Raw genomic sequence first — 20,367 nt, 5'->3', positions numbered from 1 at the left:
CCGGCAGCTTAGTGACCAGCGGGGGATTCCGCTACCCTCCGTTACGGTTCCGATTACTCTCGGCCAGCATTGGATCGTTCAAGAGCACCCTGTTTGGCTTGTTCGAGGCGTTCCAACTCCAGCCTCGCCTCGGCTCCGATGGATTGTTCGACTTCTTGCTGGGCACGTTCCACCTCCTCGTGCAGCCCCGTCTCCCGCTGGCATCCCAGATCCGTCCGGGCCAGTTCCCGCTCACGCTCCGCGGCGGCCCGCGGGTTCACCCCCTCGGCCAGCAGCTCCCCTATCTCCCGGCGCGGGTCCTCCAGCGACCGGTAGGCGAACCCCCGGTCCGCCATGCAGGCCGCCCAGGCGGCCTCGGCTCCCCGGAAGCCCCCCGACTCCCGGGTCAGCTCGATGACCTCCTGGCTCAGCTCCGCCATCGCGTAGTAGAGATCCGGCCATTCGGGCCCGTACAGCTCGGCCCGCGCGGCACCCACGCAGGACCGCTCGTCGTACCCGGTGACCGGCTGCCCGTCCGACAGCACCTCGTGGTCGTTCTCCTCCTCTCCCAGCAGCGCCCGCCGCCAGATCTCCTCGTCCTCCTCGCTCAGCCCGGCCAGATGGTCCTCGTTGGGATCGGCCGGCGGACCGGCCCGGTACTCCGCGCTCATGCCGTAACCGTCGCTCTCCGCCCGTTCGGGCCGCAGCAGTGCGTACGGACTGGCCGTGGCGGCCGGCGAACCCTCCCGGTGACCGGGAGAGAGATAGCGGTGTCCACGCTCCTGCATGCAGGCCCGCACCCCCGCCTCCTCCGCCTCCCACAGCGCGGCGGCCTGGTCGGCGGAGAAGTACACGGCACCGCGCAGCGGCCGTGGGTCGGGCGGGTCGGGCGGGGCCCCGGGGCCGGACGAGGAACACCCGGCCACGAGGATCACCACCCCGGCGAGAAGAAGCGACGCGGGACGGAGCGGGGTCGGCACCACCGGTCGTGGGCCGGCCCCGCGGACCTCGCCGGGCCCGCGGCCCCCACCGCGCCCCCGGCCCCCGTTCACGGTGTCCTGCTCCGCTTCGTCATTCCGTCACCCTCCACTGTGTGTGGTCACCACGGCCGTTCGCCGCGATCCGGAAGAAGAGTGCCCCCTGCCCTCCCCCCGCGGTCAACGCGCAGCCGCCGCTCCGGGACGATGGGACGCCGGATGGGGTCTGACCTGCGGCTTTCTCCGGCCGTGGGATGCCGGGCGGGACGGCGTGCCGGGCAGCACGAAGCCGGCCCCCGCACGCCGTCGGGCGGGGGCCGGCTTGTCATGGCGGTGACGGAGGGTGTCCGCCTCCGTCACCGGGTCAGGCGCGGTCGGGCGCGGGCAGCTGCCGCAGCCGCTCGACCAGCGCGTGGTACTCGTCCCACAGCGCGCGCGGGGTGTGGTCGCCGAAGGTGTCCAGGTGGGCCGGGATCAGCGCGGCCTCGCGGCGCCACACCTCCCGGTCGACCTCCAGCAGGAACTCCAGGTCGCCGTCCTTCAGGCCGAGCCCTTCCACGTCCAGCGAGCCCGGCGCGGGCAGCACGCCGAGCGGCGAGTCCACCCCGGCCGCCTCGCCGTTGAGCCGCTGCACGATCCACTTCAGGACCCGGCTGTTCTCGCCGAAGCCCGGCCACACGAAGCGGCCCTCGGCGTCCTTCTTGAACCAGTTGACGTAGTAGATCTTCGGCAGCTTCGCCGGATCGGCGGCCTGCTGCCCCATCCGCAGCCAGTGGCCGAAGTAGTCGCCCATGTTGTAGCCGCAGAACGGCAGCATCGCGAACGGGTCGTGCCGCAGTTCGCCGACGGTCCCCTCGGCCGCCGCGGTCTTCTCGGAGGCGACGTTGGCGCCCAGGAAGACACCGTGCTGCCAGTCGAAGGACTCGGTCACCAGCGGAACGGCGGTGGCCCGGCGTCCGCCGAACAGGATCGCGGAGATCGGCACCCCGGCCGGGTCCTCCCACTCCGGGGCGATGGTCGGGCACTGGGCGGCGGGCACGGTGAAGCGGGCGTTGGGGTGCGCGGCCGGGGTGCCGGACTCCGGCGTCCAGTCGTCGCCGCGCCAGTCGGTCAGATGGGCGGGCGGCTCCTCCGTCATCCCCTCCCACCACACATCGCCGTCGTCGGTGAGGGCGACATTGGTGAAGACGGCGTTGCCCCACAGCGTCTTCATGGCGTTGGCGTTGGTCTTCTCGCCGGTGCCGGGCGCGACGCCGAAGAACCCGGCCTCGGGGTTGATGGCGTACAGCCGGCCGTCCGCGCCGAACCGCATCCAGGCGATGTCGTCGCCGATGGTCTCCACGGTCCAGCCCGGGATGGTGGGCTGGAGCATGGCGAGGTTGGTCTTGCCGCAGGCGGAGGGGAAGGCGGCGGCGATGTAGCGCGCCTCGCCGGTGGGCGGGGTGAGCTTGAGGATGAGCATGTGCTCGGCCAGCCAGCCCTCGTCCCTGGCCATGACGGAGGCGATGCGCAGGGCGTAGCACTTCTTGCCGAGCAGCGCGTTGCCGCCGTACCCCGAGCCGAAGGACCAGATCTCGCGGGCCTCGGGGAAGTGCGAGATGTACTTGGTGGTGTTGCACGGCCAGGGCACGTCCTGCTCGCCCGGTCCGAGCGGGGCGCCCACCGAGTGGACGGCGCGGACGAACTCACCGTCCGTGCCCAGCTGTTCCAGGACGGCGCTGCCCATCCGGGTCATGGTGCGCATGGCGACGGCCACGTACGCGGAGTCGGTGATCTCGACGCCGAGGGCGGACAGCGGGGAGCCGAGCGGGCCCATGCAGAACGGGACGACGTACATCGTGCGTCCGCGCATCGAGCCGCGGAAGAGGCCGTTCTCGCCGCTGAAGATCTCCCGCATCTCGGCGGGGTCCTTCCAGTGGTTGGTGGGCCCGGCGTCCACCGCGCGCTCGGAGCAGATGAAGGTGCGGTCCTCGACCCGGGCCACATCGGTGGGGTCGGACGCCGCGTGGTAGGAGTGCGGCCTTTTCACGGGGTCCAGTTCCGTGAACGTGCCCCGCTGGACCAGTTCCGCGCACAGCCGGTCGTACTCGGCCTGGGAGCCGTCGCACCATACGACCCGGTCGGGCTGGGTGAGGTCCGCGATCTCCGTCACCCAGGCGAGCAGCTCGCGGTGACGGGTGGGTGCGGGATCCGCGCTGTCGGTGGTGTCGGGACCGGCTGATGTCAGGGTCACGATCACTCCTGAGGGTGAGAGGTCTGTCGTGAGGGTGGTGGTGACGGGTGAGCGTTCCGGATGAGTACGCCAACTGCTCATCCGGGAGCCATCTCGCTCATCTGTTTCTATGATTCTGCGTCGTCTTCTCGTCTGTGTCCAGGGCAGCTCAAGTGAGCAGGCGCACGCCCCCCGGTACGCCTCACCCGGCCAGCACCCCCCCAATGGCCGAGCGGCCTCGGTAGCATCGGCCCATGACTGCTGCCACGGTTCAGGGCGCCGAGGAGGCCGAAGCGCCCGCATCACCGCCGCCCATGTCCTTCGTCAAGCCCCGGCTGCGCGGCTGGCTGCACGCCATGATGTTCCCGGCGGTGCTGATCGCCGGCGTCTTCCTGACCGCGCTGGCCGGCAGCCCCCGGGGCCGCATCGCCTGCGCCGTGTACACCCTCACCGCGTGCCTGCTCTTCGGCGTCAGTGCGCTCTACCACCGGGGGAACTGGCCTCCGAAGATCGCCGGCGTGCTGCGCCGGCTCGATCACGCCAACATCTTCCTGATCATCGCGGGCACCTACACGCCGCTGACGATCCTGCTGCTGGAGGGCGCCCGCGGCCAGCTGCTGCTGTGGGGCATCTGGGCGGCGGCGGTCGCCGGGATCGCCTTCCGGGTCTTCTGGGTCGGCGCCCCGCGCTGGCTGTACACCCCGTGCTACATCGCGATGGGCTGGGCGGCGGTCTTCTTCCTCCCGGACTTCCTGCGCACCGGCGGCGTCGTGGTGATGTCCCTGGTGGTCCTCGGCGGACTGCTGTACAGCGTGGGCGGCGTCATCTACGGGATGAAGCGCCCCAACCCGTGGCCGCGCTGGTTCGGCTTCCACGAGGTGTTCCACTCGCTGACGCTGGCCGCCTTCGCCGTGCACTACGTGGGCATCTCGATCGTCGCCTACCAGCACGCGTGACCTGACGGCACCGGCCCCCGGAGCCTCACCGCCGGGGGCCGGTACCCCCGGAGCCGGCGGCCGGCAGCCGCCACGAGGACGGCCCGCCCCGCCCGGCCGACCGCCCCCCCGCGCCCCTCCTGAACCGCGCCGCCGGTCAGCGGGTGGCGCGCAGCTGGTGCGCCAGCTCCACCGGGTCCGTCGTCGGCAGCCCGCACACGAAATCGCGGCACACGTACGCCGTCGGCCGCCCGTCCCGCAGCGCACGGTCCCGCAGCAGGGGCGCGTCCGGTGTGTCGGGGGCGCCCACCGAGACGACCGCGCCGGGCGCGGTGGAGCGCAGCGCCGTACGGTGCAGTTCCTCGGTCGCCGGATCCCCCGGCGTCCCGACCACCGCCACCTCGCGCGGGCCGTCCAGCGCCGCCTCCGCCACCGCCAGTCCCCAGCCGATGAAGCGCGGGGCCCGCTCCGCCAGCGCCGTCACGATGCCCAGCGCCCGCCCGGCCGCCTCCCGGTGCCGTCCGCTCCCGGTGTACGCGGCGTACGACAGCAGCGCTCCGGCCGCCGCCGTCCACCCCGCCGGGGTCGCCCCGTCGCTGGGGTCCTGCGGGCGGCGGATCAGCCGCTCGGCGTCGTCCGCCGTGTCGTACAGCGCCCCCTGCGGGCTCGCGAACCGGCTCAGCACCGTCTCCAGCAGCTCCCCCGCCCGGGTCAGCCACTCGGTCTCCCCGGTCACCGCGTACAGCGCCAGGAAGCCCTCGGCCACATCCCCGTAGTCCTCCAGCACCCCCGCGCTCGGCCCGGGCCTGCCGTCCCGCGAGGTGCGCACCAGGCGCACACCGTCCCCCTCGCGCCGGGTGTGCACCCGCGCGAGCAGGCTGGCCGCGTCCCGGGCCGCGTCCACCAGGTCGGGCCGCTCGAAACAGGCCCCGATCTCGGCCAGCGCCGCGACCGCCAGGCCGCACCACGCCGCCACCACCTTGTCGTCCCGGCCCGGCCTGGCCCGCTCCCCGCGCGCCGCCAGCAGCCGCTCCCGCAGCCCCGGATCGTGGTCGGTGCCCGGCAGCAGCCGCAGGACGGAGGTGCCCTCCTCGAAGTTCCCCGCCGGGGTCACCCCGTACAGCCGGGCCGCCCGCGCCCCGTCCTCCTCGCCCAGCGCGGCGCGCAGCTGGTCCGGAGTCCACACGTAGTAGGCGCCCTCCCGGTGCCGGCCGTCCGCGTCGTCGCTGTCGGCGTCAAGACCCGAGGCGAAACCGCCCTCGTCCGTACGCAGCTCCCGCACCAGGAAATCGGCCGTCTCCAGGGCGATCCGGCGGGCCAGCGGGGAGGCCGTGGCCCGCCACCAGTGGGCGTACACCCGGGCCAGCAGCGCGTTGTCATAACACATCTTCTCGAAGTGCGGCACCGCCCAGGCGCCGTCCACCGCGTACCGGGCGAAGCCGCCGCCCAGCTGGTCGTACAGCCCGCCGAGCGCCATCGCCTGCGCAGTGCGCTCCACCATCTCCAGGGCCTCCTCGGCGCCGGTGCGGGCGTGGTGGCGCAGCAGGAACTCCAGCACCATCGACGGCGGGAACTTGGGGGCGCCGCCGAATCCGCCCCGCTCGGCGTCGAAGTCCCCGCGCACGCCGCCGAGCGCCATCGCCAGCTCGGCCTCACCGGGCGCGCGGGGCGCCGCGTACTCCACATCGCGCCCCGCCAGCTCCCGCGCGATGCGGGCGGCCACGTCGGTGACCTCGCCGCGCCGCTCGCTCCACGCGGTGTGCACGCCCACCAGCAGCTGTCTGAACGACGGCAGGCCCTCACGGGGCTCCAGGGGGAAGTAGGTCCCGAAGTAGAACGGCTCCCCGTCAGCCGTCATGAACACCGTCATCGGCCAGCCGCCCTGCCCGGTCGCCGCCTGCACCGCGTCCATGTAGACGGAGTCCACGTCCGGGCGCTCCTCGCGGTCGACCTTGACGGCGACGAAATGCTCATTGAGATAGTCCGCGGTCTCCTGGTCCGCGAAACTCTCGCGCGCCATCACATGGCACCAGTGACAACTCGCGTATCCGACGCTCAGCAGCACGGGGACGTCCCGGCGCCGTGCCTCGGCGAATGCCTCGGGTGACCACGGCCACCACTCCACGGGGTTGTCGGCGTGCTGGAGGAGATACGGCGATGTCTCGTCGGCGAGTCGATTGGCCATATCCCCATCCTGCACCGTCCCGGGCGGCTCGGCGCTGGGGATCACCCGGCGCAGATATGCCCCCGCGCGTCCGGCGCGGAGGCATTCCACGGGTTTCAGCGGGCGGCGGTGGCCGCCGGGTCCTGCTTACGCCTGATAAGGCTTGGCCTCCAGGACGCGCACCGTGGCGACGGTGCCGTTCGGCAGTTCGTAACTCGCGTCCTCACCGACCTTCTTTCCATTGACACCGGCGCCGAGCGGAGACTTCGGCGAATACGTTTCGATGTCGGAGGTGGCGAATTCCCGGGAGGCGAGCAGAAACGTCATCGTGTCGTCCTCGTCGCCGTCGAAGGCGATCGTGACGACCATGCCGGGCGCGACCACTCCGGTGTCCGCCGGAGCCTGCCCGACCTGCGCGCTTTCGAGGAGCTGGGTCAGCTGGCGCACTCGCGCCTCCTGCTTGCCCTGTTCCTCCTTCGCCGCGTGATAACCGGCGTTCTCCTTCAGGTCGCCCTCTTCCCTGGCGGCCTCGATCTTCTTGGCGATCTCGATGCGCGCGGGACCCGACAGATAGTCCAGCTCCGTCTTCAGCTGGTCATACGCCTCCTGGGTCAGCCAGGTGACAGTGTCGCTGGTCTGGGTCACAGGTGCTCCTCGGGTACAGGTGGTGATGGATACAACGTGGGGTCGATACAAAAACAACGCCCGCCCGGAAGGCAGCGCTCCTGGGTGGGCGAATCAGCGATCGAAACGTCGACCCTAACAACGCCGATCGATTTGCGAAAGGATTTACCCCCTGGCGACGTGAGCAAACCCACACCGGCCGGGGGCGGGGCCGCCGCCGGCTCCGTTCGCCGCCGCCGGTCAGCCCTCGGCGCAGCCCATCAGCTCGGCGGACGTGGCGCGCTCGGTGGTCTTCAGCACCACCGTGCGATGGAGCGCGTCGCCGTCCTCGTCGAAGCGGAACTCGGCCCGGCCCACTTCCAGGCCGTCCGCGGCCTGGGACCGCACCGTGCAGACGCCGATGACGGAGGCGGGCTTGCGCACCGCGATATTGACCGAGACCTCGGTGTCGGAGGTGACCGTGAACCCGGTGACCTCGCCGGTGACCTTCTGCCCGCTGATGTAGGAGACGCCCGCCCAGCCCACGAAGGCGAGCAGCAGCACACCCAGCACCAGACCGGTGATCTTCAGCTGCCGGTCCGTGCGCGCGTCGGAGGCGGCACCGGCTCTGCCGTACCGCCCCTCGGGCACGCCGTCACGAACGGTAGCCATGGTGCGTCCTCCGGCGGGTGGGCGTGACGCACGGGAATATCCCGTGCTGGTCCATCAGTCACTATAGAAGGCGACTCCAGGACCGAGACACGAGGACCAGTCTTGACCAAGCACCTGCGGCTCATGGCCGTGCACGCCCACCCCGACGACGAGTCGAGCAAGGGCGCCGCGACGATGGCGAAGTATGTGTCGGAGGGGGTCGACGTCCTCGTCGCCACCTGCACCGGCGGGGAACGGGGCTCCATCCTGAATCCGAAGCTCCAGGGTGACAGCTACATCGAGGAGCACATCCACGAGGTACGGGCGAAGGAGATGGCGGAGGCCCGGGAGATCCTCGGGGTGAAGCAGGAGTGGCTGGGGTTCGTGGACTCCGGGCTGCCCGAGGGCGACCCGCTGCCGCCGCTGCCCGAGGGGTGCTTCGCGCTCCAGGACGTGGAGGCGGCGGCCGAGCCGCTGGTGCGGCTGATCCGGTCGTTCAGGCCGCATGTCATCACGACGTACGACGAGAACGGCGGCTACCCGCACCCCGACCACATCATGACGCACAAGATCTCGATGGTGGCGTACGAGGCGGCCGGCGACCCGGAGCGCTACCCGGGCACCGGCGAGCCGTGGACACCGCTGAAGCTGTACTACAACCAGGGCTTCAACCGGCCGCGCACCGTCGCCCTGCACGAGGCGCTGCTGGCGCGCGGCCTGGAGTCGCCGTACGGGGAGTGGCTGGAGCGCTGGGACGAGACGGAGCGGGAGGGGCGCACCCTGACCACGTTCGTGCCGTGTGCCGAGTTCTTCCCGGTGCGGGACAAGGCGCTGATCGCCCACGCCACCCAGATCGACCCGGAGGGCGGCTGGTTCCGGGTGCCGATGGAGGTGCAGCAGGAGGTGTGGCCGACCGAGGACTACGAGCTGGCGAAGTCGCGGGTGCCGACCTCGATCCCCGAGTCGGACCTGTTCGCGGGCATCCGCGACAATGACGGGTATGAGTGAGCTGCTTCCCCTGGCCGAAGAGGCCGAAAAGAAACTCACCGAGTACACGGTGACGCCCGGAGTGCTGGGCTTCGTCGTGTTCGCGGCCCTGGGGGTCGCCGTCTGGGTGCTGCTGAAGTCGATGAGCCGGCAGCTGGGCAGGATCGACTTCAAGGAGCAGGAGCGCGCCGAGCGGCTGGAGGGCCCGGGCGGGCCGGACGGCGGCTCGGGCCGCGACGGCGGTGACGGCGGCGCGGGGGAGCCGCGGGGCTCGGAGCCGACGGCCGGCGACCGGGACCGCACCTCGTCCCCGGCCTGACCCGCGGGCCCCGCGCGGACCGCGGGGGTGCTCCCCCCGCAGGACCGCACGTCTCCTCCCGCCCCGGGCAGCGCGCCGGGCGGTCAGGCGGGTACGCCCAGCACGTCCCGGGCGCCGCGCCGCGGCACCATGCCCATCCGCCAGGCGGGCCAGCCCGACTCGGGGCCCTGGCCCCGCTCCAGCATCAGGACGTAGCTGGACGCCGCGTCCGTCAGCCGCGGGTCGCGCAGCGGATGCTCCGCCCGCAGCAGCTCGTCCAGCTCCTCCCGCGCCACCGCCTCGCCGATCTCCGAGCCGCCCGGTGAGGCCAGCGGCAGCAGCGTGCAGCGCAGGAACTGCGCCCAGTCCGCGCCGCGCCGGTCGGGGCCGCCGTCCCCGTACCCCTCGGTGAACAGCCGCAGCGCCTCGTCGGCCAGCTCCAGCGCCTGCCCGGCCCGCTCGTTGCCCGCGTCGATCACCGCGAGCTCCAGCGCCGACCAGGCCTCCCCGTGCACCACCCCGGCCCGCTGGAAGTCCCGGCGGGCGTCGGTGAGCAGTTGCCGGGCGAAACCCGAGTTGCGCAGCGAGCCCGTGCTCTGCGCGCGGATGTCGCGGGTCAGCCGCGCGGAGTGGTGCCGCGACCAGGCGAGACCGTAGACGTCACGCATCCGGCTGAACATGGTGCGCGCCTGCTCCAGCGAGCGCAGCGCGCCCTCCGGGTCGCCACCCTCCTCCTGGGCCTGCCCCAGGTAGTACAGGCTCCAGGCCTCCCCGCGGGCGTCCTCGGTCTCCCGGTGCTGGACGAGGGCCGCGCGCAGCTGTTCCTGGGCGGAGGTGGCGTCGCCGTCGTGCAGCCGGGCCAGGCCCAGCTCGGTGGTCGCGAACGCCACCCCGCGCACGTCCTGGGAGCGTTCGTACAGGTCGAGGGCGGTGCGCAGTTCCTGCTCCGCGTCGGCGGTGCGGCCCGCCCACAGCAGGGTCTGGCCGAGCTGGAAGCGGGTCCAGGCCTCACCGTGCACCGAGCCGCTGCTCTGGTGCAGCCGCAGGGCTTCCGCGAGCATGCCGCGGGCGGAGCCGAGCCGGCCGCGTTCGCGTTCGACGGCGGCCAGGGCGTGCAGGGTCCAGCCCCGGTCACCGGCCAGCTCCGGGGCCTGCTGGAGGTCGAGCGCCTCGCGCAGCTTGCTCTGCGCCTCGGGCAGCTGGCCCTGGTGCTGGAGGGTGATGCCGAGGTCGCGCAGGGCGGCGGCGGTGCCGGCGTTGTTCTGCGCCTCCTGGTAGAGGGAGACCACCGAGGAGAGGGTGGAGCGTGCCTTGTCCAGCTCACCGAGCTGGCGGGCGGCGACACCGGTGCGCCACTGCACGGAGCGGGTGAGCAGGCCCTGGTTGACGGCCTGGGTCAGCTCGTTCAGCTCGCCGAGCCGGTACAGGTCACCGCGCAGCAGGCAGTAGTCGCACAGGGCGCCGAGCAGGTGCTGGACGGCCTGCCGGTCCACCCGTTCGTCGGCGTAGCGGAGGGTGGAGGTGATGAAGCTGGTCTCGTCGTCCAGCCAGCGCAGCGCGGAGTCCAGCGAGGAGAAGCCGTGCCCGCCCGCGGCGGCGGGCAGCAGGTCGGCGCGGGTGGAGGTCTTGCCGTCGACGAGCCGGATCACGGTGTCGGCCAGCTCGGCGTAGCTGCGGATGAGGCGTTCCTGGGCGGCCGAGCGCTCCTCGTGGCTCTCCTCGTCGAAGAGCCGGACCCGGGCGAAGCGGCGCACCAGGTCGTGGAGGCGGTAGCGGCTGCCGCGCACGTGGCTGACGAAGCCGGCCTGGTTCAGCTCTTCGAGTTGCTGGGCGCCCTCCTTCTGGCCGACGTCGAGCAGGGCGGCGGCGGCGCGGGCGCCGAGGCTGGCGCGGCCGGCCAGGGCGAGGCGGCGCAGCAGCTTGCGGGCCGGGTCGCTCAGATCGGTGTAGCGGCTGCGCAGGACGCGTTCGGCGGGGTCGCCGCCGGGGCCCTCGGGGGTGGCGGCTTCGAGTGCCTCGACGAGCTGGGCGGGGGTGCGCCGGGTGAGGCTGGGGCCGGCGAGCTGGAGCAGCAGGGGGCGGCCGTCGCACAGGTCGGCCAGGCGGCGCCACTCGTGCTGGGCTTCGGGGCCGGTGGCGAGGGTGGAACCGTCGGTGACGGTGGCGCGCAGCAGTTCTTCGGCGCTGGTGGGGTCGAGCGCTTCGAGGGGCAGCTGGTGGACGGACGCGGGCAGCTCGGGGTCGAGGTCGAGCGGCTCGGCGGCGGTGACCAGGACCAGGGAGTCGGAGCGTTCGGGGATGAGGGTGGCGACCTGCCCGGCGTCGGTGGCGTCGTCGAGGATGATGACGACCGGGAGGCCGGCCAGGTGCTGGTGGTAGCGCTCGGCGAGCCGGCGCAGCTGGCCGGCGTCGGCTTCGCGGCCGGCTCCTTCGCGGAAGAGCAGCTGGTCGCGGGGGGCGCCGAGCCGGTTCATCAGGTGGAGGATGGCGTCGCGGGTGGGCAGCGGGTCGACGCTCTGGCCGCGCAGGTCGACCAGGCAGGCGCCGCGGAAGAGTTCGCGTAGTTCGTGGGCGGCCCAGCGGGCGAGCATGGTGCGTCCGGAGCCGGAGGGGCCGTGGAGCACGACGACGGTGGGGCGGGTGTCGGTGCGGGCCCGGTCGCGGTTGACCCACTGGGTGATCTGGGTGAGGTGGCGACGGCGCCCGATGAAGGGGTGGCCCGGCTCGGGGAGCCGGCCGAAGGACTTGGCGAGGACGGCCCGGGTTCTGGCGGCCGCGCTGCGGTCGGGGCGGCGCTGCTGCTGCGGGGCGCGGCGCGGGTCGCGCTGCTCGGGGACGGCGCTGTCGCGGTGCGGGGCGAGGGCGCGCTGCTGGTCGAGGTAGGGGCGGATACCGCGGACCTCGACGGCGGTGAGCCATTCCAGGCGCAGTGCCTCGACACCGCCGGGCTGGTGCCGGTCGCCGGCGTGCCGCTGGACGGCCCACTGGTGGGCCAGGACGGCGTACAGGGCGTAGCCGAGGATGCCGGCGGCGATGACGACGACGGCGTCGATGAAGGCCACGGAGGTGGCCAGCTCGCTGCCGCCGATCAGGATGAGGACGGCGATGGAGGCGGCGATGGTGGCCGCCAGGGCGCCGCCGAGCGCCTGGAGCCGGAAGCGGTCGCTGAGCTTGCCGGGGGAGGCTTCCTCGGCGGCCCGCCGGTAGACGGCGTACTCCTCCAGGGCGGGCCGGTGGATCTCCTCGATGGTGCTGCGGGCCCGCTGCAGCAGTTGTCTTCCGTCGACGCGGCCGTCGGAGCGGCGTACCTCTTCCTCCGCGGCGCGTACCAGCAGCCGGTCGATCTCCGCCCGGTGCTCCTGGGTCAGTACCAGCTGTGTCGTCATGTGTCCCCCTCCCGTGGTGTCCGCCGTCCAGACACACCCTCAGACGCCTTCCCCGCGCCCGCCGCCTCACGCGGTTCTTGGCCAAACCGTGCCGTTGGGCGGCGGGCGGGGTGTGCGGCAACTGCCCCCGGGCCCGGCGGGTTTCGCCGTGCGATGCGGGCCCGGTGGCGGTCTCAGCCGGTGGCGCGCTGGTATTTGCGGACGGCGAGGGTGCGGAAGATCACAATGATCAGCACGGACCACAGGATGGACGCGACGGCCGGGTGCTGCATGGGCCAGACATCGGGTGCCCGGTAGTCGGGCGGCAGGTTGCCGAACAGGTCGCGTACGGCGAGCACGGTGGCGCTGAACGGGTTCCACTCGGCGACGGGCTGGAGCCAGCCGGGCATGTTCTCGGAGGGGACGAAGGCGACCGAGATGAAGGTCAGCGGGAAGAGCCACACCAGCCCGCCGGAGGTGGCGGCCTCGGGGGTACGCACCGAGAGGCCGATGAGGGCGCCGATCCAGGTGAAGGCGTAGCCGAGCAGGAGCAGCAGTCCGAAGGCGGCCAGGGCCCGCAGCGGCCCCTCGTGGATGCGCCAGCCGACCAGGAAGGCGACGACGGCGAGGACGACGAGGATGACGGCGGTCTGCGCCAGGTCGGCGAAGGTGCGGCCGGTGAGGACGGCGCCGCGGGCCATGGGCAGCGACCGGAACCGGTCGATGATGCCCTTCTGCATGTCCTCGGCGATGCCGGCGGCGGCACCCGCGGTGGCGAAGGTGACGGTCTGGGCGAAGATGCCGCCCATGAGGAACTCGCGGTAGGCGGTGGCGCTGAGCCCGGCCCCGGGGATGCTGATGGAGCCGCCGAAGACGTAGGCGAACAGCACCACGAACATGATCGGCTGGATGAGCCCGAACACGACCGTTTCGGGGATGCGCAGCATGCGCAGGAGATTGCGCTTGGCGACGACCAGGGAGTCGCGGAGGTTCTGCCGGAGGGTGATGCGGCCGCCCGCGGGGGCCGGGGGCGGGGACGGCGCGCGCCGGGTGTCGATGCTCATGCCGCGCCCTCCTGCCGGTCGTCGTTCCGGGCCCGGTCGGAGCCGGTGCGGCCGGGGCGGCCGGGGCGGCCGGGATCAGGGCCGCCCGGGGATTCCGTACCGCCGCCGCCCGGGCCTTGGTCGCCGCCGCCGTCGCGGTTCCCCGCGCCGTTCAGCTCGTCGAACTCGGCGCTGTGCCCGGTCAGCGAGATGAACACGTCGTCCAGGGTGGGCCGGCGCAGTCCGATGTCGTCGATCTCGATGGCGCGGCCGTCGAGTTCCCGGATGACCTCGGCCAGCAGCTTGGCCCCGCCGGTGGCCGGCACGGTCAGCCGCCGGGTGTGCGCCACCAGCCCCGGCTCGCCCTCGCCCAGCCGGCGCAGGATGTCCTGGGCCTCCGGGATACGGGCCCGGTCGTGCACGACCAGCTCGATGACGTCGCCGCCGCTGCGGGTCTTCAGCTCGTCGGAGGTGCCGCGCGCGATGACCCGGCCCTGGTCCACGACGGCGATGGTGTCCGCGAGGTGGTCGGCTTCCTCCAGGTACTGGGTGGTGAGCAGCAGGGTGGTACCGCCCGCCACCAGCTCCTTGATCAGCTCCCACAGTGCCTGCCGGTTGTGCGGGTCGAGGCCGGTGGTCGGCTCGTCCATGAACATCACCGGCGGGCTGACCACCAGCGAGGCGGCCAGGTCGAGCCGGCGCCGCATCCCGCCGGAGTAGGTGCGGGCGGTGCGGTCTCCGGCGTCGGCGAGGTTGAACCGCTCCAGCAGATCCCCGGCGCGGGCCTTCGCCTCGCGGGCCGGCAGCTGGTAGAGCTGCCCCACCATCTGGAGGTTCTCCCGGCCGGTCAGATAGTCGTCCACGGCGGCGAACTGGCCGGAGAGGCCGATCGCGCGGCGTACCTCGTTGGGATGGGTGGCGACATCGAGCCCGGCCACCTCGGCCCGGCCGCTGTCGGCCCGCAGCAGTGTGGTGAGCACCCGGACGGCGGTGGTCTTGCCCGCCCCGTTGGGCCCGAGCAGCCCCAGCACGGTGCCCTCCGGCACGTCGAAGTCGACGCCGTCCAGTGCTCTGACATCGCCGAAGGTCTTCACCAGCCCCTCGGCGTAAATCGCGCCCGGCATTGTGGTCTCCCCGTGTTCGGTGGCCGACGTTCAGCGTCGCCCCGGCCGGGCGACTCCGCCAGTTTTACGGGGAACGCGATATATCGCAAGTCCTTCGCGACATCCTGTGGAAAACTCCCGACACCACGGCTCTGACCTGCTGGAACATCACACCGGCGGACAGTCGCGTCAGATCGCGACCGTCCGCCCGCCCGGCCCGGCTCAGTCGAGGATCCGGTACCCGGCGTCCCGGATCCCCGCCGCCACCGCCGCACAGTGCCGCGGCCCCTGCGTCTCCAGCTGCAGCTCGACCTCGGCCTCGCTCACCCCGAGCCGCGGATCCGTCCTGGTGTGGTTGACCGCCAGCACATTGGCGTCCGCCTCCGACAACTCCCCCAGCAGCCGCGCCAGCACCCCCGGCCGGTCCGGCAGCCGCACCCGCAGCGAGAGATACCGCCCCGCCGCCGCCATCCCGTGCTGAAGCGTCCGCTGCAGCACCAGCGGATCCACGTTCCCGCCCGACAGCACCGCCACCACCGGGCCCTCGAACGCCTCCGGATCCGCCAGCAGCGCCGCCACCGGCGCCGCCCCGGCCGGCTCCACCACCAGCTTCGCCCGCTCCAGACACAGCAGCAGCGCACTGGAGAGCGCGTCCTCGGAGACGGTGCGCACCTCGTCCACCAGCTCCGCGATGATCCGGAACGGCACCTCCCCCGGCCGCCCCACCTTCATCCCGTCCGCCATCGTCGCCACCGACTCCAGCGCCACCGGCCGCCCGGCCGCCAGCGACGGCGGATACGCCGCCGCACCCGCCGCCTGCACCCCCACCACCCGCACATCCGGCCGCACCGACTTCACCGCCAGCGCCACCCCCGCCGCCAGCCCCCCGCCGCCGATCCCCACCACCACGGTGCGCACCTCGGGACACTGCTCCAGGATCTCCAGGCCGATCGTGCCCTGCCCCGCCACCACATCCCGATGGTCGAACGGATGGATGAACACCGCGCCGGTGGCCTCCGCGTACTCCCGCGCCGCCGCCAGCGTCTCGTCCACCACCTGCCCCGCCGTCCGCACCTCGGCCCCGTACTCCCGCGTGGCCGCCACCTTCGGCAGCGGCGCCCCCGCCGGCATGAACACCGTCGAACGCACCCCCAGCAGCGTCGCCGCGAGCGCCACACCCTGCGCGTGGTTCCCGGCGCTCGCCGCCACCACCCCGCGCGCCCGCTCCTCCTCCGACAGCGCCGCGATGCGCACATACGCGCCGCGCACCTTGAACGACCCGGTGCGCTGGAGGTTCTCGCACTTGAAGTGGACGGGGGCGCCCACCAGCTGGGTCAGATAGCGGCTGCCCTCCATCGCCGTCACCCGCGAAACACCCGTGAGCACCTTCTGCGCGGCGCGTATGTCATCCGGACTCGGCGCGCCGGCCGGGGGATTTGTGGCCATAGCGCCAGTCTGGCAGGCGTTTGGCGGCCCGGCGCGCCCGGTGCCGTACCGGATCGGACGACGGGTCTCGGCCACGGGGCCCCGCGCGGCGCGCACGGCCGCGTACGCTGTGCGGCGAGCCATCCCCCGTACCCCATCACCCGGACGCCGTACCGCCGTTGCCCGCCCTACCTCCCGCGAGACATGACGTCTGAATCGACACCACCGACAGCCGACGGCCGCGAACTGTTCGACGGGCTCCAGCACGAGGTGGCCGTCTTCGCCCGCCGCGCCGAGCAGAGCCGCCTCGGCGCCCTCGGCCCCGCCCGCAACTCCATGGACCGCGCCGCCTACCTGCTGCTCAGCCGGCTCGACCAGGAGGGGCCCACCGGAGTGAAGGCCCTCGCCCACGGCATGGGCATCGACTCCTCCACCGTCACCCGGCAGGCGGCACCCCTGGTGGAGGCCGCCCTCGTCCGCCGTACCGCCGACCCCGACGACGGACGGGCCGTGGTCCTCCAGCTCACCCCGCGCGGCAGCGCCCGCCTGGAGGAGATCCGCTCCTCGCGCCGCGAGCTGATGGCGCTGCTCACCCAGGAGTGGAGCGAGGAGGAACGCGCGCAGTTCCACGCGCTGCTGCACCGCTTCAACGCCGCCATGGCGCACTGGCACGGCGGGGGCGGCGGGCCGGCCACCTGACGGTGCGGCGGCCCGCCGCCCGGCACGCGGTTACGCCAGGGCCTGCCGCAGATCCGCCAGCAGGTCCTCGGCCGCCTCGATCCCCACCGACAGCCGCACCAGATCGGCCGGCACCTCCAGCGCGGACCCGGCCACCGAGGCGTGCGTCATCCGCCCCGGGTGCTCGATCAGCGACTCGACGCCGCCCAGCGACTCGCCCAGCGTGAAGACCTTGGTGCGGTCGCACACCGCCACGGCCTCCTCCTCACCGCCCGCGACCCGGAAGGACACCATCCCGCCGAAGTCCCGCATCTGCTTGGCCGCGACCTCGTGCCCCGGGTGCGAAGCCAGACCCGGGTAGTAGACCTGGGTGACCTTCGGGTGCGCCTCCAGCGCCTCCACGATCCGCGCCGCGTTCGCACTGTGCCGGTCCATCCGCACCGCCAGCGTCTTGATGCCGCGCAGCACCAGCCAGGAGTCGAACGGGCCGGCGATCGCGCCCATGGCGTTCTGGTGGTACGCCAGCTCGGCGCCCAGCTCCTCGTCCGCCGTCACCAGCGCGCCGCCGACCACGTCCGAGTGGCCGCCCATGTACTTGGTGGTCGAGTGCACCACCACATCCGCGCCCAGCGCCAGCGGCTGCTGGAGATAAGGGCTCGCGAAGGTGTTGTCCACCGCCAGGCGCGCGCCGGCCGAGCGGGCGATGTCCGCGATCAGCGCGATGTCGGTGATGCCCAGCAGCGGGTTGGACGGCGTCTCCACCCAGATCAGCTTCGTCTCGGGCCGCACCGCCTCCCGCACCGCCGCCGGGTCCGAGGTGTTGGCCACCGACCACGCCACGCCCCAGCGCTCCACGACCTTGGCGATCAGCCGGAACGTGCCGCCGTACGCGTCGTCCGGGATCACCAGGTGATCGCCCGGCTTGAGCAGGGTGCGCAGCAGGCAGTCCTCGGCGGCCAGGCCCGAGGCGAAGGCGAGACCGCGCCGGCCGCCCTCCAGGGCGGCGAGGTTCTCCTCCAGGGCGGTACGGGTCGGGTTGGCCGAACGGCTGTACTCGTAGCCGCCGCGCAGTCCGCCCACCCCGTCCTGCTTGTAGGTGGACACCTGGTGGATGGGCGGCACCACCGCGCCGGTGGCCGCGTCGGGCTCCTGCCCCGCGTGGATGGCGAGCGTCTCGAAGTGCTGCCTGCTCCCGTGCTCAGTCATGAGTACACCGTAATGGGCCGTACGGTGGAGACAGGCCGCCACAACAAGGGCCATAGGCTGTCCGCACCGTCGAAATCCTGTCCGGGGGAGCCGCCCGCCATGGAAGTCCTTCTGTTTCTCGTCGCCATCACCGCCATCTTCGGCGTGGTGGTGATGCCCGCCCTGCGCCGGCGCAAGGAGCGCCAGGAGCTGGAAGCCGCCGCCCGGCGGACGGCGGGCGGCCCCGCCCCGGGCCCCGGCCCCGCCTTCGGCGGCCGCTCCGGGGACGACGAGGCGTACCACGACACGGGCCTCGTCCCCGTCGATCAGCTGGATCTGCGGCTGCCCGGGCCCGACCCGGAGCTGGTGACCACCCTGGAGGAGGTCCGCCGCACCCAGAACTGGCGTCCGGCGGGGCAGCTGCTGGCCATGACGGACGACAGCGAGCTGCGCTGGCAGCGCGTGCAGTCCCTGGCGGGCGCCGCCGCCATGGAGCTGGCGCACTGGCGCGCCTCCGGACAGCCCGCCGAGGACGCCCCGGCGCCCGCCGACGGCCGGCTGTCGCTGTCCAAGGAGGCCCCCCGGCACGACGCGGGCTGGCTGCGCCGCTGGCGGCAGGAGGAGCCGGCGGACGTGGGCGGCGCGCAGGTGTACGCGCAGTTCCTGGTGTGGCAGGCGATGTCCGACACCGGTTCGGCCGACCACCGGATCGTGCTGGAGGAGGCCCGTACGGTCGCGGGCGAGGCGGCGCGGCTGGCGCCGGACGACCCGATCCCGTACATCACGGAGCTGTTCATCGCCCGGGGCCTCAGCTACCGGCGGCCGGATTTCGAGGCCCTGTGGGCGAAGGTCACCCAGCGCGACCGGCAGCACATGGGCGCGCATCTGGCGGCCCTGCCGTACTTCGCGGAGAAGTGGCATGGCTCCCGCCAGGACGCCGAGGGCTTCGCCCGCTCGGCGGCGGGCGCGGCCCCGGCGGGGAGCCTGCTGCCGGCGCTGCCGCTGTTCGCGGTGTACGAGCACCTGCCCGAGGTGCAGCTGTCCTCCGGCATGTACCAGGGCGCGGTGATCGGGGACGCGATCGAGGCGGCGCAGTTCGCGGTGAACCATGTGCGGCCCGGTCACCCGGTGGAGGCGCACGTGCGCCATCTGCTGCTGTGTTTCCTGGTGCGCGCCGAGAGGTACGCGGAGGCGGCGGAACAGGTGCGGGCCGTCGACGGTTATGTGGGGGCGATCCCCTGGGTGGACGGGCCGCACCCGGCACAGGAGTACGCGGCGTACCGCGCGCTGGCGATCACCCGTCAGTAGGAGAGAGAAGACAGATGATGCTGAACGCTTTCAAGACCCGGCTGCCGGGCCCCGAGGACGCCCTCCCCGGCCGCTCCGAGCCGATACTCGCCGACCCGGGCCGGCACACCGTGCTGGACACCCCGCTGGCGCCCCCGTACCCGGAGCACCTGGAGGTGGCGGACTTCGCGCTCGGCTGCTTCTGGGGCGCGGAGCGGCGCTTCTGGCAGACCGAGGGCGTGTGGACGACGCTGGTCGGCTACCAGGGCGGGATCACCCCGAACCCGACGTACGAGGAGGTGTGCAGCGGGCTGACCGGGCACACCGAGACGGTGCGGGTGGTCTTCGACCCGTCGCGGGTGTCGTACGCGGAGCTGCTGAAGGTGTTCTGGGAGTCGCACGACCCGACCCAGGGCTTCCGCCAGGGCAACGACGTGGGCACCCAGTACCGCTCGGCGATCCACACCCACTCCCCCGAGCAGCAGCAGGCGGCGGAGGAGTCGCGGGCGGCGTACCAGAAGGTCCTGGAGTCCTCGGGCTACGGCACGATCACCACCGAGATCCTCCCGGCGGCCGACCGCCCGTTCTACGTGGCGGAGCTGTACCACCAGCAGTACCTGGACAAGAACCCCGCCGGCTACTGCGGCCTGGGCGGCACGGGCCTGTCCTGCCCGATCGGCGTGGCCAAGGCGGGCTGACGCCCCGCCGCTCGCGGGCCGGGGGAACCGTTCGAAACCAACGGGCAGCCCCCGCCCCATGGGCATCACCCCGGCAGTCAGCTGACGGCTCCGTCCCCCGGTACCGGCCCGGGGGACCGCCGGACGTCATCGGTCAACACCACCGTTCCGGCAGCGGCCACGGCGCCACACCTCCGGCACGATGCGGTGATCAGTCCGCGGGCTCCGTGCCTGTACGGTGACCGCCGTCCGGCGCCGGGCGTCCGGAAAGAACGCCGAGAACCTCGCGAAGGCGCCTGAGCCGCCCCCGGTTCTCCTCCAGCCACCCCTCGGCGACATCAACGGGAACACACACCTCGACCCCCGTCGACGGTGCGTCGCGCACGGTCACCCGCACGGGATCATCCGGTATCACGTCCACCCACGCGGTGCGGTCACGGCCGGGCCACTCGATCCCCTCGCCGGCCTCCAACTCACTGAGACAGCGCTCCCACTCGTCCAGATCCGCCCTCGACAGCACCAGACGCACCCGGCCACGGATGAAGTCACTCTCCAGCACGATGGCAGCGTCGTAGAACGCCTCATCGGACACCACCCGCGGTTCCTCACACCGCACCACGACTGCGACGCTCTGACCCTGATCGGCGAACCGGAAGAGTTCCAACCCCTTCCCCACACCGTCCATGTCCCCTCCTCGCACTCGACCGCACCTGGCTCGCAACATACGCCCGGGCACTGACAGCCGAGTGGTCACACAACAACTCGCCGGCACCGGGCTCATGCTCGGTGACCCGTTCG

The 20,367-nt window shown here is 72.8% G+C and carries 17 protein-coding genes; 6 read left to right on the top strand and 11 right to left on the bottom strand.

The features are described 5' to 3' along the window. Positions 1 to 53 precede the first annotated feature (53 nt). On the bottom strand, positions 54 to 917 hold the full coding sequence (locus tag ACFV5N_RS01600; protein ID WP_385592542.1) for a hypothetical protein: 864 nt from the start codon (positions 915 to 917) through the stop codon (positions 54 to 56). A 403-nt stretch (positions 918 to 1,320) separates the two neighbouring features. Continuing rightward, on the bottom strand, positions 1,321 to 3,189 hold the full coding sequence (locus tag ACFV5N_RS01595) for a phosphoenolpyruvate carboxykinase (GTP) (RefSeq protein ID WP_385592540.1): 1,869 nt from the start codon (positions 3,187 to 3,189) through the stop codon (positions 1,321 to 1,323). 293 nt (positions 3,190 to 3,482) lie between these two features. On the opposite strand from ACFV5N_RS01595, the gene ACFV5N_RS01590 reads away from it, so the two are divergent. Further along, positions 3,483 to 4,124 carry a hemolysin III family protein gene (locus tag ACFV5N_RS01590; protein WP_385592561.1) on the top strand — a complete coding sequence of 214 codons (642 nt, stop codon included), beginning with the start codon at positions 3,483 to 3,485 and terminating at the stop codon, positions 4,122 to 4,124. Between the two features lie 136 nt (positions 4,125 to 4,260). Here ACFV5N_RS01590 and ACFV5N_RS01585 read toward each other — a convergent pair whose 3' ends face one another. From ACFV5N_RS01585 to ACFV5N_RS01575, 3 genes are all read right to left on the bottom strand, one after another. Further along, on the bottom strand, positions 4,261 to 6,288 hold the full coding sequence (locus ACFV5N_RS01585; protein ID WP_385592538.1) for a thioredoxin domain-containing protein: 2,028 nt from the start codon (positions 6,286 to 6,288) through the stop codon (positions 4,261 to 4,263). Positions 6,289 to 6,414: 126 nt separating this feature from the next. Continuing rightward, positions 6,415 to 6,912: a transcription elongation factor GreA gene (gene greA / locus ACFV5N_RS01580; RefSeq protein ID WP_385592536.1), complete on the bottom strand. Its 498-nt coding sequence runs from the start codon at positions 6,910 to 6,912 to the stop codon at positions 6,415 to 6,417. 219 nt (positions 6,913 to 7,131) lie between these two features. Then, positions 7,132 to 7,542: a DUF4307 domain-containing protein gene (locus ACFV5N_RS01575; RefSeq protein WP_385592534.1), complete on the bottom strand. Its 411-nt coding sequence runs from the start codon at positions 7,540 to 7,542 to the stop codon at positions 7,132 to 7,134. A 102-nt stretch (positions 7,543 to 7,644) separates the two neighbouring features. Between ACFV5N_RS01575 and mca the strand changes: the two genes are divergently transcribed. Together mca and ACFV5N_RS01565 are read left to right on the top strand one after the other, a co-directional pair. Then, complete coding sequence (gene mca, locus ACFV5N_RS01570; RefSeq protein WP_385592532.1) at positions 7,645 to 8,529, top strand: mycothiol conjugate amidase Mca; 885 nt, start codon at positions 7,645 to 7,647, stop codon at positions 8,527 to 8,529. Then, positions 8,522 to 8,827, top strand: coding sequence for a hypothetical protein (locus tag ACFV5N_RS01565; RefSeq protein ID WP_385592531.1), 306 nt, complete (start codon positions 8,522 to 8,524; stop codon positions 8,825 to 8,827). Before mca ends, ACFV5N_RS01565 begins: the two co-directional genes overlap by 8 nt. An 83-nt stretch (positions 8,828 to 8,910) precedes the next feature. On the opposite strand, the gene ACFV5N_RS01560 is transcribed toward ACFV5N_RS01565, so the two are convergent. From ACFV5N_RS01560 to ilvA, 4 genes are all read right to left on the bottom strand, one after another. Then, positions 8,911 to 12,192, bottom strand: a complete 3,282-nt coding sequence (locus ACFV5N_RS01560; protein WP_385592529.1) for a tetratricopeptide repeat protein — start codon at positions 12,190 to 12,192, stop codon at positions 8,911 to 8,913. Between the two features lie 173 nt (positions 12,193 to 12,365). Then, positions 12,366 to 13,235, bottom strand: coding sequence for an ABC transporter permease (locus ACFV5N_RS01555; RefSeq protein ID WP_385592527.1), 870 nt, complete (start codon positions 13,233 to 13,235; stop codon positions 12,366 to 12,368). Further along, positions 13,232 to 14,338, bottom strand: coding sequence for an ATP-binding cassette domain-containing protein (locus tag ACFV5N_RS01550; RefSeq protein ID WP_385592525.1), 1,107 nt, complete (start codon positions 14,336 to 14,338; stop codon positions 13,232 to 13,234). The genes ACFV5N_RS01555 and ACFV5N_RS01550 overlap by 4 nt, the downstream gene beginning before the upstream one ends. Positions 14,339 to 14,539: 201 nt before the next feature. Then, positions 14,540 to 15,763: a threonine ammonia-lyase gene (gene ilvA, locus ACFV5N_RS01545; RefSeq protein WP_385592524.1), complete on the bottom strand. Its 1,224-nt coding sequence runs from the start codon at positions 15,761 to 15,763 to the stop codon at positions 14,540 to 14,542. Between the two features lie 183 nt (positions 15,764 to 15,946). Between ilvA and ACFV5N_RS01540 the strand changes: the two genes are divergently transcribed. Then, positions 15,947 to 16,441: a MarR family winged helix-turn-helix transcriptional regulator gene (locus tag ACFV5N_RS01540; RefSeq protein WP_385592522.1), complete on the top strand. Its 495-nt coding sequence runs from the start codon at positions 15,947 to 15,949 to the stop codon at positions 16,439 to 16,441. Between the two features lie 30 nt (positions 16,442 to 16,471). On the opposite strand, the gene ACFV5N_RS01535 is transcribed toward ACFV5N_RS01540, so the two are convergent. Beyond that, positions 16,472 to 17,626 carry a cystathionine gamma-synthase gene (locus ACFV5N_RS01535; protein WP_385592520.1) on the bottom strand — a complete coding sequence of 385 codons (1,155 nt, stop codon included), beginning with the start codon at positions 17,624 to 17,626 and terminating at the stop codon, positions 16,472 to 16,474. Between the two features lie 99 nt (positions 17,627 to 17,725). On the opposite strand from ACFV5N_RS01535, the gene ACFV5N_RS01530 reads away from it, so the two are divergent. Both ACFV5N_RS01530 and msrA read left to right on the top strand, forming a co-directional pair. After that, positions 17,726 to 18,913: a hypothetical protein gene (locus ACFV5N_RS01530; protein ID WP_385592518.1), complete on the top strand. Its 1,188-nt coding sequence runs from the start codon at positions 17,726 to 17,728 to the stop codon at positions 18,911 to 18,913. 14 nt (positions 18,914 to 18,927) lie between these two features. Then, the gene (gene msrA / locus ACFV5N_RS01525) at positions 18,928 to 19,590 is read left to right on the top strand and encodes a peptide-methionine (S)-S-oxide reductase MsrA (protein ID WP_385592516.1); all 663 of its coding nucleotides are present in this window, start codon (positions 18,928 to 18,930) and stop codon (positions 19,588 to 19,590) included. 190 nt (positions 19,591 to 19,780) lie between these two features. Here msrA and ACFV5N_RS01520 read toward each other — a convergent pair whose 3' ends face one another. Further along, on the bottom strand, positions 19,781 to 20,254 hold the full coding sequence (locus tag ACFV5N_RS01520) for a DUF5959 family protein (protein WP_385592514.1): 474 nt from the start codon (positions 20,252 to 20,254) through the stop codon (positions 19,781 to 19,783). Between the last annotated feature and the right edge of the window lie 113 nt (positions 20,255 to 20,367).

The organism is Streptomyces sp. NPDC059853, from assembly GCF_042731495.1.
GTDB lineage: Bacteria > Actinomycetota > Actinomycetes > Streptomycetales > Streptomycetaceae > Streptomyces.
Note: the sequence above shows the minus strand (reverse complement) of the source record. Positions and strands in the feature narration are given on the sequence as shown.

Bases quoted from the DNA above. Each gene is read 5' to 3' on its own strand.
- ACFV5N_RS01590 (WP_385592561.1), top strand. From the start codon at position 3,483: ATGTCCTTCGTCAAGCCCCGGCTGCGCGGCTGGCTGCACGCCATGATG.
- ACFV5N_RS01585 (WP_385592538.1), bottom strand. From the start codon at position 6,288: ATGGCCAATCGACTCGCCGACGAGACATCGCCGTATCTCCTCCAGCAC.
- ACFV5N_RS01575 (WP_385592534.1), bottom strand. From the start codon at position 7,542: ATGGCTACCGTTCGTGACGGCGTGCCCGAGGGGCGGTACGGCAGAGCC.
- ACFV5N_RS01565 (WP_385592531.1), top strand. From the start codon at position 8,522: ATGAGTGAGCTGCTTCCCCTGGCCGAAGAGGCCGAAAAGAAACTCACC.
- ACFV5N_RS01560 (WP_385592529.1), bottom strand. From the start codon at position 12,192: ATGACGACACAGCTGGTACTGACCCAGGAGCACCGGGCGGAGATCGAC.
- ACFV5N_RS01555 (WP_385592527.1), bottom strand. From the start codon at position 13,235: ATGAGCATCGACACCCGGCGCGCGCCGTCCCCGCCCCCGGCCCCCGCG.
- ACFV5N_RS01550 (WP_385592525.1), bottom strand. From the start codon at position 14,338: ATGCCGGGCGCGATTTACGCCGAGGGGCTGGTGAAGACCTTCGGCGAT.
- ilvA (WP_385592524.1), bottom strand. From the start codon at position 15,763: ATGGCCACAAATCCCCCGGCCGGCGCGCCGAGTCCGGATGACATACGC.
- ACFV5N_RS01540 (WP_385592522.1), top strand. From the start codon at position 15,947: ATGACGTCTGAATCGACACCACCGACAGCCGACGGCCGCGAACTGTTC.
- ACFV5N_RS01535 (WP_385592520.1), bottom strand. From the start codon at position 17,626: ATGACTGAGCACGGGAGCAGGCAGCACTTCGAGACGCTCGCCATCCAC.
- ACFV5N_RS01530 (WP_385592518.1), top strand. From the start codon at position 17,726: ATGGAAGTCCTTCTGTTTCTCGTCGCCATCACCGCCATCTTCGGCGTG.
- msrA (WP_385592516.1), top strand. From the start codon at position 18,928: ATGATGCTGAACGCTTTCAAGACCCGGCTGCCGGGCCCCGAGGACGCC.
- ACFV5N_RS01520 (WP_385592514.1), bottom strand. From the start codon at position 20,254: ATGGACGGTGTGGGGAAGGGGTTGGAACTCTTCCGGTTCGCCGATCAG.